The sequence below is a fragment of the Nisaea denitrificans DSM 18348 genome, from assembly GCF_000426505.1.
In the GTDB taxonomy this organism is placed as follows: domain Bacteria; phylum Pseudomonadota; class Alphaproteobacteria; order Thalassobaculales; family Thalassobaculaceae; genus Nisaea; species Nisaea denitrificans.
This window is the reverse complement of the sequence record NZ_AUFM01000021.1, coordinates 101075-113217: the sequence shown is the minus strand read 5'-3', so window position 1 is coordinate 113217 and position 12143 is coordinate 101075. Positions and strand designations below refer to the sequence as shown.

The following is a 12143-nucleotide window of genomic DNA, read 5'->3' as shown; positions in this document are numbered from 1 at the left end:
CGATCATCACGATCGCCCTCCGTCGTGCCGGTCCAATTTTGATTTCACCGATTGTGGCACCCGCGCCGGGCGCCCCTTCCGGTCCACACAGGCAATGGTGCTGACCACCTTCACCAGATATCCGTCCGTGCCCGTCTTTGATATGGTCTGCTCGACCAGAAACGACGCGCCCTTGATCCCGGCAATCACCGTCTGGATTTCAAGCGCATCGTCGAGCCGGGCGGGCAGGCGAAAATCGATCTCGCTGCGCCTGACCACGAAAAAAACGCCTTCCTGGTCGGTGAGTTCCGACTGGGAGACACCGATGTCGCGGAGATATTCCGTGCGGCCACGTTCGGCGAAACGCAGATAGTTGGCGTGATAGACGACACCACCCGCATCCGTGTCCTCGTAATAGACGCGGGCGCGGAGCAAATGGGTACCGTCCGCCGTGAACCCCGTCACCGCAGGCTGCAGCAGCCGCTCAGACATCCTCACCCTCGGCATTATTGTCGAGAAGGTTCATTTGCGCCGCTTCGGCGGGCGTCCTGTTCGGCATGGCAAGGCCGAGATAGCGGTAGCCGGATTCGGACAGAAGCCGCCCGCGCGGCGTGCGCTGGAGCAAGCCCTGTTGCAACAGATAAGGCTCGATCACTTCCTCGATCACATCACGCTGCTCGGCCAGTGCCGCCGCAAGGGTCTCCGCCCCGACCGGGCCACCACCGTAATTATCGGCGATGCAGCGCAGATAGCGCCGATCCATGGCATCCAGCCCGCGCTTGTCGATATCGAGACGGTTCAGCGCTCCATCAGCGGCCTTCTGGTCGATTTCATCAACCCCGGCCACGACTGCGAAATCCCGCACCCGGCGCAGCAGGCGTCCGGCCACGCGCGGAGTCCCGCGTGAGCGGCTGGCGACTTCCGCCGCCCCTTCGGGCAGCAGGTTCATGCCTAGCAGGGAGGCACCGCGCATGACGATGCTCTGCAGTTCCTCCGGCGTATAAAATTGCAGCCGCAAGGGAATGCCGAAACGTTCGCGCAAAGGCGTCGTGATCAGGCCCGACCGCGTCGTCGCAGCCACCAGCGTAAAAGGTGGCAGATCGATCCGGATAGACCGGGCCGCCGGGCCTTCGCCGATAATGAGATCGAGCTGAAAATCCTCCATGGCCGGATAGAGCACTTCCTCTACGGCAGGATTAAGGCGATGTATCTCATCGATGAAGAGAACGTCGCGCGCCTGAAGGTTGGTCAGCAGGGCCGCGAGATCTCCGGCCTTGGCGATCACCGGACCAGATGTGGCGCGGAAATTCACCCCAAGCTCACGGGCGACGATCTGGGCCAGCGTGGTCTTGCCAAGACCGGGAGGGCCGAAGAAAAGCGCGTGGTCCATCGCCTCTTCACGAGTCTTCGCAGCCTCGATGAAGACTTTCAGATTCTCCCGCATTTGCTTCTGGCCGACGAAATCGTCGAGGGTAACCGGACGCAGCGCCCGCTCGGGCGTGTCCTCGGTCGACCGTTCGCCGTCGACGATCCGGCCCTCTTCGCCATCATCCCAGTCGCTCACGAAGCGAGCTCCTTCAGCCCGCCGGTGATCAGCTGGTTAAGGTCCGCATCGGGCCCCATCGCTTTGACAGCGGCATGAACAGCGCCATAGGCAATGCTGCGGTCATAGCCGAGATTCACAAGGGCGGAGATCGCATCGGCGACAGCGGCGGACTCTCCCGCCGGTGCGGCCTTGCCACCCGCAGGTGCCGGCATCGAGGCATCGGCGCCAAGCGAGATGTTCACCGCCTTGTCTTTCAACTCGTTCACGATCCGGCCGGCCAGCTTGGGGCCGACGCCGTCCGCCCGGGTCAGCATCTTGGCATCCCCGGCGGCAACAGACCGCAGGACCTCGTCAGGCGCCAGCGCGGACAGGATGGAAAGTGCCGCCTTGGCCCCCACACCCTGCACTGTCTGCAGGATCCGGAACATCTCCTGCTCTGCCTTGTCGGCGAAACCGTAGAGATGAATGTGATCTTCGCGGACATGGGTTTCGACATGAACGGAGACAGTCCCGCCCTTGTCCCCCAGTTTCGCGAGAGTCCGGCTGGACGCAAAGATCAGATATCCGACACCGCCGACATCGATCACGGCGCTGCCGTCACCGAAGGAATCGAGAACACCCCGCAACTTGGCGATCACTGGCCCATCTCCTTACGCAGAGCCGCCTGGATCGCGCGCTCGTACCCACCGGTTACAGATTGTTGTTTGATCCGGGACACGCCTACCGTCTCGCCGAAGGCGTGGCGGCTCTGGGCAAAATGCGCGTGGCAGATCGCCACCGCGAGCGCATCCGCCGCATCCGCGGAATCAAACACCGCTTCAGGCAGCAGCTTCGACACCATGATCTGGACCTGGTCCTTGTTGGCGTGTCCGGCACCGACCACAGTTTTCTTCACCCGGTTCGGCGCATACTCGGTAACCCGGAGGCCTTGCTTGGCGGGAGCCAGAATGACGGCGCCACGAGCCAGTCCGAGTTTCAGGGTCGATTCCGGGTTCTTGTTGACGAAAGTTTCCTCGACCGCCGCCTCACCTGGGCTGTAACGGTCGAGAATCTCCAGAACACCGTCATGCAATTCGAGGAGACGTTCCGCAATGGACCGGGATGACGTGGACTTCAGGGTCCCATTGGCGACGTGGCGCAGCCGGTGGCCATCCACATCGACCACACCCCAGCCGGTAAAGCGGAGTCCCGGGTCGAGACCGAGAAGCCTCATCGTGATTGCATCTCCCCAATGGACTTTTGGCAAACGCCTGACATGGATCTCAGGCGGCCGCCGTCAGTTTCCGCATAACATCGTCCGGGATCTCGAAGTTCGCCGAAACGGACTGGACATCATCCAAGTCTTCCAGCGCGCCCAGCAGCTTCATGATGGTCTCGGCGTGGTCTTCGTCCACCGGCACAGTGTTCTGCGGCTTCCAGGACAATTCGGCCTCCTCGGGGGCACCGAACTGCTCGGAGAGCGCCTCGCGCACCGAACTCAGATCGTCAGGCGCGCACGTGATGACATGCCCGTCCTCGGAAGATTCGACATTCTCGGCGCCTGCTTCCAGAGCCGCCTCGAACATGGCGTCTGCCTCCGCCTTGTCGGCCGGGTAGGAGATCTGGCCAACGCGGTCGAACATGAAGCTGACCGAGTTGGTCTCACCCAGGGTCCCGCCATACTTGGAAAACGTGGACCTGACCTCGGAAGCCGTCCGATTGCGGTTGTCGGTCAATGCCTCGACGATCATGGCGACACCGCCGGAGGCATAGCCCTCGTAGCGGATGTCCTCGTAATTGTCGTCAGCACCACCGCCTTCGGCCTTCTTCAGCACCCGGTCGATATTGTCCTTCGGCATATTGGCCTCGCGGGCCGCCTGAATGGCCGACCGTAGCCGCGGATTGGCACTTGCATCGGTACTCGCCTTCGCCGCGACCGCGATCTCTCGGATCAGCCGGGTGAACAGTTTGGCGCGCTTTTTGTCCTGCGCGCCCTTGCGGTACATGATGTTCTTAAATTGGGAATGCCCTGCCATTTCCTTACAATCCTCGTGGAGCCCAGGCTCATTCGAAATACCGAACGGAGCGCAACACGGCGCACCGAGCGGTCCGGAGGCCGGATCAATCGGCGAATCGGACTTCAAGTCAAGAGCGACGGGCAAACTTGTTTGCCGTCACGTCGCAGTTTTCTGCCGATCGCAACCGAACACAGCCTAGTCAAAACCAAGTTGATCTATACCAGATATTGTATGAACACGCACCAGAAGAGGCGGATTTCCGGGCTTGGGCAGAATTCGCACCATGTGCAAATGGGCAAACAACGTCGCCACCCTGAATTGAGAAGCGCGCAATCCGGCTATAGCCTTAGCCACCGGAAGTCGATTAAACTCCGGCAAGGATAACGAATTGTTAAGATTCTACGGATTTCGGCGTGCCGAGACCGGGGAAGTCATGGTGAATGTCTCAAAGTCCGACCAACGAAGCACGCTTTCAGCGTCTCTCGGTGATGATCGTCGAAGACAGCCAGCCCATGCGGGAAGTGCTGCGGGCGATGCTGCAGTCTGTCGGCGTCAAGAACATCATTGATGCCCGAGACGGACAGCACGCCATCCGCAAACTTAGCGAATATCAGGTCGATCTGATCATCACCGACTGGGTGATGGAAGAGATGGATGGCATAGAGCTGACACACTGGATACGGAACGATCCGACCAGCCCGGATGAGTTCTTGCCCATTATCATGGTCAGCGGCCACACAGAATCGAACCGTATCGAGATGGCCCGCGATGCAGGTGTTACCGAGTTCATGGCCAAGCCCCTCACCGGAGTAGGGCTGATCCAGCGGCTTGTTGCCGTGGTCGAATATCCTCGCCCGTTCGTCCGAACCGATGACTATTTCGGGCCCGACCGTCGCCGAAAGGTAGAATCTTTCACCGGAGAAGAGCGTCGGGCTGCAGAATTGCGCGATCGGGACGCTCGCAGCGCTTAACCGAACCAGGAACAGACCGGACAAACCGGCTCACGAGAGGAAAGCAATGGCCCAGCCCCCGAAAGGTACGTACGAGGTCATTCATCAGCCCAATAAGCTGAAAGATCTGGTTGGCGGACCGGCCCGCATGGACGATCGGCTGATCGCAAAAGCCGAGGCCGCGCTGGCAGACGCCGTCTCAAAGATCGACCTCTCGGAAACCGCCAAGGAAAGCATCATCAAGCTGGACGAAGCTGTCGAAAAACTGCGGGCGGAAGGTGCCGAGCCAGCCGGGCCCGAGCGGACGATCTATACGGTCATGCACGATCTGCGCTCTCAGGGATCAAGCTTCGGCTATCCCATGGTCGAGAAGATCGCCACCTCGATGAACCGTTATCTGGAGCTGGGTGAGCCCGGGCAGCGCGGGCACAATGACGCGGATGCCATCAAAGCTCATGTGGACGCATTGAAAGCCGTGGTCGCGACCAAGATGAAGGGCGAAGCGGGCGCTATCGGCCAGCAGATCGTCGCCGGGCTCTACAAGATTTCCCGTACCAAGACAAAATAAGCTCCCGCCTCACTCAAAGCAGGCCATTACTCAAGGCACAGCTTTTCCATCTCGGCGCGCATGTGCTCAGGGATGGGGACCGGCGTCTGCGTTGCCCGGTCGACATAGACATGCACGAAATGACCGAGCGCAGCGATCTCGTCGTCGCCTTCGCGGAACAGCCCGGTCGCATAGGTAACGCTCGACCGGCCAAGGCGCTCGACCCGGATGCCCGCGTCAATCCGATCCGGGAAAACCAGTGATTGCTTGAACTGGCAGCGGGTCTCCACCACCAACCCGACGATGGGACTGTTGTGGATATCGAGCCCGGCCTCCCTGATCAGGTGCGTGTTCACGGCCGTATCGAAATAGGAGTAATACTGGACGTTGTTGACGTGCCCGTAGACGTCATTATCCATCCAGCGCGTCGGGATTTCGAGCCACCAGCGGAACCGCTGCCGGGTCTCCGTCACGGATTCCCCGCTCACTTTATCGCCCCGAAAAACTCGGCCAACACATCAAGCGATTCGTCCGGCTGTTCGATCATCATCATGTGGCCCGCACGGGGCAGGACAACGGTGCGGACATCCGGCAGAGCATCCACCAGCGGCCGGGACAGCTTGGCCGGGGTCATCTTGTCGTCGGAGCCGGAAAGCACCAGCGCCGGGCATGAGACCGCCGCAGCAGCCTTCAACGCCCCGTCATAGGCATCACAGGCGGCAAGGTCGGTCGCCAGCACCGCATAGTCGCCAGCCTCCAGCAACCGCATGCTCGCCCCGCAGACCCAGGCCCCCGGTGCCCTGTGACCACCGATCTGGGCGCGCTTGCCGACGCCCCAGCCGACCATGGTCTCAAGAGCCATGTGATTGCCTGTGCGGGCGGCGTTCAGCAGATCCGGATGCACCTTCATTTCCGGCACCGAGCCAAGCAAGGCCAGCGCTTTCGCACGAGCGCCCAGACGGGCCGCGACCTCAAGCGCGATGAGCGAGCCCATGGAATGCCCCATGACCACCACTTCGCCAGCGCCGACCGCATCCAGCGCCGCGAGACACCAGTCCGCCAAGTCAGGAATGCTCTCCGGCACAGGCCCCTCGCTGCGTCCGTGCCCCGGCAGGTCGACCGCCAGAACGGAGAAGCCGTGATGGGCGAAATAACGCGCCTGCATGGACCAGACCGTATGATCCATTCCGGCACCGTGCAGCATCAGTATCGCAGGCAGCGCACCGTCAAAGGGGCGCCCGCCCGTGGCGGCAAAAGCCTCACGTCCAGCAACGTCGAATTTCATCGGCTTACCCTGCCTTGCGCACAGTTGCGGCGCGCAGCGCCTGTTTCAGATCGGTGATCAGATCGTCCACATCCTCCAGCCCGACCGAAAGCCGGACCAGATCCTCGGACAACCCGGCCACCTTCATCATCTCCGCATCCATCTGCTGATGCGTCGTGCTGGCCGGATGAATGACAAGGGACTTTGCGTCACCGACATTCGCCAAGTGAGACCAGACACCGAGCCGGTCGATGAAAGTCCGGCCTGCCTCCCGGCCGCCCTTGATCCCGAAAGCGATCATCGAGCCGGCGCCTTTCGGCATCATCCGTGCCGCCAGCTCCTTATCCGGGTGGCTGTCCAGTTCGGGATAAAGCACCCATTCCACCGCCTCCGACGCTTCCAGAAAGGCAGCGACCTTGCGGGCGTTGGCGACATGCCGGTCCATCCGCAGAGGCAGGGTCTCTATGCCCTGCATCAGATGGAAGGCATTGGTCGGGGACATGCAGGCGCCGAAATCGCGCAAGCCCTCGGCCCGGGCGCGCATGCACAGGGCCTGCGGTCCGAATTCCTCGGCAAAATCGAGGCCGTGATAGCCGGCATAGGGTTCCGTCAGGGTCGGGAACTTGCCGGAGGCCTCCCAGTCGAACCGCCCGCCATCGATCAGCACGCCGCCGATAGCCACGCCATGCCCGCCAAGCCATTTCGTGGCGGAATGCATGATGATGTCGGCCCCGTGCTCGAACGGCCGGCAGAGATAGGGGGTGGCGAAGGTCGAGTCGATCATCAACGGGATACCGGCTTCGTGCGCGACCTCGGCGAGCGCCGCAATATCCAGCACCTCAAGGCCAGGGTTGCCGATGGTCTCTGCGAAGACCAGACGGGTCTCCGGCCGGATCGCCTTGCGGAAGCCGTCAATGTCGCGCGGATGCACCTTGGTAGTCTCGATGCCGAAGCGCGGCAGGGTATGACTAAAAAGGTTGTGGCTACCGCCATAGAGCGCGCTGGAGGCAACAATGTGCGAGCCCGCGCCCATCAGCGTGACAATAGCGAGATGCAAGGCCGCGTGACCGCTGGCCGTTGCCACCGCGCCGACCCCGCCCTCAAGCGCAGCCATGCGTTCTTCCAGCACCGCGACGGTCGGATTCGAAATCCGCGAATAGATGTGCCCGGCCCGCTCCAGGTTGAACAGCGAGGCCGCATGCTCGGAGTCCCGAAACACATAGGACGTGGTCTGGTAGATCGGCACCGCCCGGGCGCCTGTATCGCTGTCCGGCTGCTGTCCGGCATGCAGCGCGAGCGTGTCGAAACCGAAGAGATTTCCGTCTGAAGCCATGTTCTGCCCCTCCATCCTGCACTGTTGTCAGGTTCGGCGCGATCTTTAACGGATGGAGGATTGGACGCAAGCGCGATGGCGCTTCTGGGAGGATATTTTAAGGAGTCCGGCTCCACTCTGTAGAGTCGTCCGGACCATCGGCCCAGAATCAAAGGACCGCGCAAAAGCGCGGCCCCTTTTTTATTCTTTTTAGAGTTTGAGCACCCTGTTCAACTTGCCCGAGGCAGACGGTAAAGCCCCCACCAGAAATGTCAAGTCGGAGTCAGCGGGGCGACAAAAATGTGACATCGAACCGTGCGAACGAACATTCCAATACCGCCCGGGAAAGCTCATGGTAGCGGCAGAATTATATGTTGCAACGGCACGCTAACGCCTTGAACGAAAAGTCCTTCCGGCTCCGCCCCCCAGACAGAGAATCCGAGACTGGCATAAAGCGCACGAGCCGGTCCGGCCTGCTCTGAGACACTCGAAAGTATGCCCGCGACACCGTCGAGTGTATCCGCATGAGAGATCACGATTTCCATCAAGGCGCGTCCCGCGCCAAGCCCCCTCGCAACCGGTGCAACATACATGCTCCATATATGAACCTTATGCCGTGTTTTCTGTTTTTGCTCCCGCTACAGCCCCGCCATTCCGCACAGACGATCGGTAAAGGCTCCGAAGACGACATCACCGTTCCGCCGTGCGAACAGCTCACGCGCATCTTCTAGTTCTTCAGGAAATCATCTTCGGGGGCGGCGGCAAATGATGTTGGGCACCCAATCAGCGCCTCTCGTCTCAGGGCAAGGAACGCAGCTTCTTCGCCATGGTCAAGCGCACGGACAGAAACGGCTGTTTCCCCATCCAGGCTCACGGCGCAGCGTCTTCCTTCCAGCGGCGAACCGTGCCGCTGTCGATATCGAAAAGATCCAGCACCCGGCCAACGGAGTGGTCCACCATATCCGCGATGGATTCCGGCTTCGCGTAGAAGGCTGGAACCGGCGGCGCAATGATCGCGCCCATGTCGGACAATGCCAGCATGTTCCGCAGATGGCCGGAGTGCAGCGGTGTTTCCCGCACCATGCAGACCAGACGGCGGCGCTCCTTCAGGATCACATCAGCCGCGCGCGACAACAGCGTGTCGGTGACGCCCGTCGCGATCTCCGCCAGTGTCTTCACCGAGCATGGGGCAATGATCATGCCCATTGTCCGGAACGATCCGGAGGCGATGGCGGCACCGATATCCTTGTTGGCATGCACCACATCGGCCAGCTTCTCGACATCCCTGACCTTGAAGGTCGTTTCATGCGCCAGCGTGATTTCCGCTGCCCGGCTCATGATCAGATGTGTCTCGATTTTTTGCTCTTCGGGCAGAGCCCTGAGCATTTCAAGCAACCGGATGCCGTAGACAACTCCCGAGGCCCCGCTGATCCCGATTATCAGCTTGTTTTTTTGAGGATTTCTCATGAAAAAAATTTACCTCGGGAATCCAGCATGTTGGGAGTTTTAACCAAAAAACCGCGCAACATGCCCGAAGCGGACTCATTGCACAAGCCCCTAAAGATACCTATTCTCTGAATTGTAACGTTTGAAAGTTCACGATCAAAAAAGGAGAGCATAGGCATGGCCCAGGCACAGCGGATTGAATCGCTGAAACAACGCCACGAGACCTTGGAGCGAAACCTTGATCAGGAACGTACCAGACCCATGCCGGACAGCGCTGCTGTCGCAGAAATAAAACGGAAGAAACTTGCGATTAAAGATGAGATGGAGAATCTCAGGCCCTAGCCGGGCAATCCCGTTACTTCACCGCTTTTATCAGAAAGCCATTCGCACCCGCCGGATTTTCGGCGGGTGTTTGTTTTTCCGCTCCAATAATCGCTAGATAGCCATCCAGCCGCCGTCGAGTGTCAGCGTGGTACCGGTCATATTGTCGGCGGCACTGCTGCACAAGAACAGAGCGGCGCCCGCAAGCTGTTCGACCGTGGTGAACCTTCCAGACGGCTGCTGGTCAATCAGCAGGTCATAGGTTGCCTGCTCGATACTTGTTCCGTCCCTTTTCGCCCGGTCTTCAATCTGCACTTCGACCAGCGGTGTTTTCACCCAGCCGGGGCAGATCGCATTACAGGTCACACCGCTCCGGGCGTTCTCAAGGCCGGTCACCTTGGTCAGACCGACGACACCGTGCTTGGCCGCCACATAGGCCGACTTGCGGACCGACCCGCCGAGACCCGCATTGGACGCAATATTGACGATACGCCCCCATCCACGCCGCTTCATGCCCGGCAGGGCCGCGCGCGTCGCATGAAACGGAGCCGAAAGGTTGATCGCGATCAGTGCGTCCCAGCGCTCGACCGGAAAGGCCTCAATCGTTTCGGTGTACTGCACCCCTGCATTGTTCACGAGGATGTCGACGGCTCCGAATTGCCCCTCGGCGGTCCGAACCAGATCTTCGATCTCGTCCGGATTACTCATGTCCGCGCCATGGTAGATCACCGGAACACCATGCTCAGCTGCCAGAGCGGCCCGTCCCTTCTCGATCTCCGCTGCATCGCCCAGGCCGTTCAACACGATATTCGCGCCCTCGGCGGCAAAGCCTTCGGCCAGTGCCGCGCCGATTCCGCTGGTCGAGCCGGTTACGAGAACTGTCTTGCCTTTCACGGAAGCCCTTTCGAATAGCAGAGCTATATCAAGCAAATATCGGCAGTGGGAGCGCAGCCAGAGAAGACGTTATTGTGCGGTCCAGCCGCCATCGAGCGTGACAGTCGTGCCAGTCATGTTGCTGGCGGCATCGCCGCACAGGAACACGGCAGCGCCAGCGAGCTGCTCGACCGTGGTGAACTGTCCGGAAGGCTGCTTTTCCAGCAGCAGCGCCTGGGTCTCGTCCTCGACACTGGTGCCGTTGGCCGCGGCACGCGCCTCGATCTGAGCGACGACCAGCGGTGTCTTCACCCAACCGGGGCAGATCGCGTTGCAGGTCACACCGCTCTGGGCATTTTCCAGCGCGGCCACCTTGGTCAGACCGACGATGCCGTGCTTGGCCGCGACATAAGCCGACTTGTTCACCGAAGCGACAAGGCCGTGCGCCGAGGCCACGTTGATGATCCGGCCCCAGCCGCGCTTCTGCATCCCGGGCAGAGCGGCCCGCATGCCATGGAAAGCCGCGGAAAGATTGATAGCAATCACCGCATTCCAACGGTCCACCGGGAAATCCTCGATCGGCGCGGTATGCTGGATGCCCGCATTGTTCACGAGGATGTCGACGGAACCGAACTGTCCCTCGGCTGTCCGGATCAGATCCTCGATCTCCTCCGGCTTGGTCATGTCGGCGCCATGGTAGATCACCGGGACGCCATGCTCCGCTTCCAGAGCCGCCCGTCCTTTCTCGATCTCGGCCGCTTCGCCCAGGCCATTGATGACGATGTTTGCACCTTCGGCTGCGAATGCCGCCGCCATGGCCGCGCCGATGCCGCTGGTCGATCCAGTAACGACTGCCGTCTTGCCCTTCATGCCCCTGTCCCCGTATCCGTCCATTTTTGTCTATCTCGTGCGATACAGAGAATAATGCTGCACCGCAAGGTTCGGCAGGCCGCCGCCTAGCGCTTGAAAAGAGATTCCGCCGCCGAGGAAACAGACTGCTTTTCAGCTATCATCGCTTCCGCACGACTGATTTCCGTCTTCATGTTCTCGATATAGAGCTCAAGGTCCTCGATATTCCAGGTCGAAAGATCGACCGGCTTGCGGGTTACGTTCTTCGGCTCCAGATCCTCGAATGTCATCAGCCCTTCTCCCGTTATCCGGTTTCGCCTCGATCCGTGTTCAAGCATCGCACATTTGACGAAGACTATGATTGGATCGTTCCGTATCTTGCTCTATATAACCATCATTCAGAACATTTCAGACAACCAAGAAAGAACGGATCCGTATTCCTTAAGGCATACGGATAACGCGCTTCAAAGGAGATATCATGGCGAATCCGCTGATGCCGAAAGCGACGGCCGTCTGGCTGATCGACAATACGGCGTTGTCGTTCGAACAGATCGCCGATTTTTGCGGCTTGCACCCCCTCGAAGTTCAGGCCATCGCCGACGGCGAGGTCAGCTCCGGAATCCAGGGCATTGATCCTCTGCAGAACGGCCAGGTGGCCCGTAGCGAGATCGACAAGGCCGAGGCCGACACGTCCTACCGGATGAAAATTCTGGTCAGCACGCTGCCGCAACCGAAAGCCCGTTCCAAGGGACCGAAATACGTCCCGGTTTCCAAGCGCGGCGACAAGCCGGACGCGATTGCCTGGCTGGTCAAGCACCATCCGGAACTTAAGGATGCCCAGGTCGCGAAACTGGTCGGCACGACCAAGGACACGATCGACAAGGTACGCGACCGCACGCACTGGAATTCCCAGAACATCACAGCACGCCATCCAGTCCTGCTCGGCCTCTGCTCGCAGATCGATCTGGATCAGGCCGTGACCAAGGCCGGCGGCACCGTCGCCCCGCCTGAAGCTCAGCTAGAGTCGATTTCCGAGGTACCCTGATTCAAGTCCATCAG

16 protein-coding genes and 1 pseudogene are annotated in these 12143 nt (G+C 60.4%); 4 read left to right on the top strand and 13 right to left on the bottom strand.

The genetic code is table 11. From position 1 onward, the window contains the following. Window positions 1-6 precede the first annotated feature (6 nt). The 5 genes from ybgC to K328_RS0116240 are packed head-to-tail and all read right to left on the bottom strand — an operon-like array spanning window position 7 to window position 3540. On the bottom strand, window positions 7-471 hold the full coding sequence (ybgC, locus tag K328_RS0116260; RefSeq protein ID WP_028466880.1) for a tol-pal system-associated acyl-CoA thioesterase: 465 nt from the start codon (window positions 469-471) through the stop codon (window positions 7-9). Next, complete coding sequence (gene ruvB, locus K328_RS0116255; protein ID WP_425411523.1) at window positions 464-1510, bottom strand: Holliday junction branch migration DNA helicase RuvB; 1047 nt, start codon at window positions 1508-1510, stop codon at window positions 464-466. The genes ybgC and ruvB overlap by 8 nt, the downstream gene beginning before the upstream one ends. A gap of 29 nt (window positions 1511-1539) precedes the next feature. After that, window positions 1540-2163: a Holliday junction branch migration protein RuvA gene (ruvA, locus tag K328_RS0116250; protein WP_028466878.1), complete on the bottom strand. Its 624-nt coding sequence runs from the start codon at window positions 2161-2163 to the stop codon at window positions 1540-1542. Further along, window positions 2160-2738: a crossover junction endodeoxyribonuclease RuvC gene (ruvC, locus tag K328_RS24435; protein WP_036554684.1), complete on the bottom strand. Its 579-nt coding sequence runs from the start codon at window positions 2736-2738 to the stop codon at window positions 2160-2162. Before ruvC ends, ruvA begins: the two co-directional genes overlap by 4 nt. A 49-nt stretch (window positions 2739-2787) precedes the next feature. After that, a complete protein-coding gene (locus tag K328_RS0116240; protein WP_028466877.1) occupies window positions 2788-3540 on the bottom strand; it encodes a YebC/PmpR family DNA-binding transcriptional regulator in 753 nt (250 codons plus the stop codon). 422 nt (window positions 3541-3962) lie between these two features. On the opposite strand from K328_RS0116240, the gene K328_RS0116235 reads away from it, so the two are divergent. Together K328_RS0116235 and K328_RS0116230 are read left to right on the top strand one after the other, a co-directional pair. Beyond that, the gene (locus K328_RS0116235) at window positions 3963-4493 is read left to right on the top strand and encodes a response regulator (protein ID WP_036554681.1); all 531 of its coding nucleotides are present in this window, start codon (window positions 3963-3965) and stop codon (window positions 4491-4493) included. 46 nt (window positions 4494-4539) lie between these two features. Beyond that, complete coding sequence (locus tag K328_RS0116230; RefSeq protein WP_028466875.1) at window positions 4540-5040, top strand: hypothetical protein; 501 nt, start codon at window positions 4540-4542, stop codon at window positions 5038-5040. 26 nt (window positions 5041-5066) lie between these two features. On the opposite strand, the gene K328_RS0116225 is transcribed toward K328_RS0116230, so the two are convergent. The 5 genes and pseudogenes from K328_RS0116225 to K328_RS0116205 form a co-directional block, all read right to left on the bottom strand. Further along, window positions 5067-5507, bottom strand: a complete 441-nt coding sequence (locus tag K328_RS0116225; RefSeq protein WP_156901411.1) for an acyl-CoA thioesterase — start codon at window positions 5505-5507, stop codon at window positions 5067-5069. After that, complete coding sequence (locus tag K328_RS0116220) at window positions 5504-6304, bottom strand: alpha/beta fold hydrolase (RefSeq protein ID WP_028466873.1); 801 nt, start codon at window positions 6302-6304, stop codon at window positions 5504-5506. Before K328_RS0116220 ends, K328_RS0116225 begins: the two co-directional genes overlap by 4 nt. 4 nt (window positions 6305-6308) lie before the next feature. Beyond that, a complete protein-coding gene (locus K328_RS0116215; RefSeq protein WP_028466872.1) occupies window positions 6309-7616 on the bottom strand; it encodes an O-acetylhomoserine aminocarboxypropyltransferase in 1308 nt (435 codons plus the stop codon). A gap of 329 nt (window positions 7617-7945) precedes the next feature. Then, window positions 7946-8200: pseudogene (locus K328_RS27190) on the bottom strand (GNAT family N-acetyltransferase); the annotation flags it as partial. 265 nt (window positions 8201-8465) lie between these two features. After that, window positions 8466-9062: a UbiX family flavin prenyltransferase gene (locus tag K328_RS0116205; RefSeq protein ID WP_028466871.1), complete on the bottom strand. Its 597-nt coding sequence runs from the start codon at window positions 9060-9062 to the stop codon at window positions 8466-8468. 156 nt (window positions 9063-9218) lie between these two features. Here K328_RS0116205 and K328_RS26430 point away from each other — a divergent pair, with 156 nt between their 5' ends. Further along, on the top strand, window positions 9219-9383 hold the full coding sequence (locus tag K328_RS26430; RefSeq protein ID WP_084608349.1) for a YdcH family protein: 165 nt from the start codon (window positions 9219-9221) through the stop codon (window positions 9381-9383). 93 nt (window positions 9384-9476) lie between these two features. On the opposite strand, the gene K328_RS0116195 is transcribed toward K328_RS26430, so the two are convergent. The 3 genes from K328_RS0116195 to K328_RS0116185 form a co-directional block, all read right to left on the bottom strand. Beyond that, window positions 9477-10256: a 3-hydroxybutyrate dehydrogenase gene (locus tag K328_RS0116195; protein ID WP_036554678.1), complete on the bottom strand. Its 780-nt coding sequence runs from the start codon at window positions 10254-10256 to the stop codon at window positions 9477-9479. 69 nt (window positions 10257-10325) lie between these two features. Continuing rightward, window positions 10326-11105 (bottom strand): 3-hydroxybutyrate dehydrogenase, encoded by a 780-nt coding sequence (locus tag K328_RS0116190; protein WP_036554675.1) that lies wholly within the window; start codon window positions 11103-11105, stop codon window positions 10326-10328. Window positions 11106-11191: 86 nt separating this feature from the next. Then, window positions 11192-11374 carry a DUF1192 domain-containing protein gene (locus K328_RS0116185; protein WP_028466868.1) on the bottom strand — a complete coding sequence of 61 codons (183 nt, stop codon included), beginning with the start codon at window positions 11372-11374 and terminating at the stop codon, window positions 11192-11194. Between the two features lie 188 nt (window positions 11375-11562). Between K328_RS0116185 and K328_RS0116180 the strand changes: the two genes are divergently transcribed. Beyond that, the gene (locus K328_RS0116180) at window positions 11563-12129 is read left to right on the top strand and encodes a DUF1013 domain-containing protein (protein WP_028466867.1); all 567 of its coding nucleotides are present in this window, start codon (window positions 11563-11565) and stop codon (window positions 12127-12129) included. Window positions 12130-12143: the final 14 nt, after the last annotated feature.

Coding starts and splice junctions, on each gene's coding strand:
- ybgC (WP_028466880.1), bottom strand. CDS start 471: ATGTCTGAGCGGCTGCTGCAGCCTGCGGTGACGGGGTTCACGGCGGAC.
- ruvC (WP_036554684.1), bottom strand. CDS start 2,738: ATGAGGCTTCTCGGTCTCGACCCGGGACTCCGCTTTACCGGCTGGGGT.
- K328_RS0116240 (WP_028466877.1), bottom strand. CDS start 3,540: ATGGCAGGGCATTCCCAATTTAAGAACATCATGTACCGCAAGGGCGCG.
- K328_RS0116235 (WP_036554681.1), top strand. CDS start 3,963: ATGTCTCAAAGTCCGACCAACGAAGCACGCTTTCAGCGTCTCTCGGTG.
- K328_RS0116230 (WP_028466875.1), top strand. CDS start 4,540: ATGGCCCAGCCCCCGAAAGGTACGTACGAGGTCATTCATCAGCCCAAT.
- K328_RS0116220 (WP_028466873.1), bottom strand. CDS start 6,304: ATGAAATTCGACGTTGCTGGACGTGAGGCTTTTGCCGCCACGGGCGGG.
- K328_RS0116215 (WP_028466872.1), bottom strand. CDS start 7,616: ATGGCTTCAGACGGAAATCTCTTCGGTTTCGACACGCTCGCGCTGCAT.
- K328_RS0116205 (WP_028466871.1), bottom strand. CDS start 9,062: ATGAGAAATCCTCAAAAAAACAAGCTGATAATCGGGATCAGCGGGGCC.
- K328_RS26430 (WP_084608349.1), top strand. CDS start 9,219: ATGGCCCAGGCACAGCGGATTGAATCGCTGAAACAACGCCACGAGACC.
- K328_RS0116190 (WP_036554675.1), bottom strand. CDS start 11,105: ATGAAGGGCAAGACGGCAGTCGTTACTGGATCGACCAGCGGCATCGGC.
- K328_RS0116185 (WP_028466868.1), bottom strand. CDS start 11,374: ATGACATTCGAGGATCTGGAGCCGAAGAACGTAACCCGCAAGCCGGTC.
- K328_RS0116180 (WP_028466867.1), top strand. CDS start 11,563: ATGGCGAATCCGCTGATGCCGAAAGCGACGGCCGTCTGGCTGATCGAC.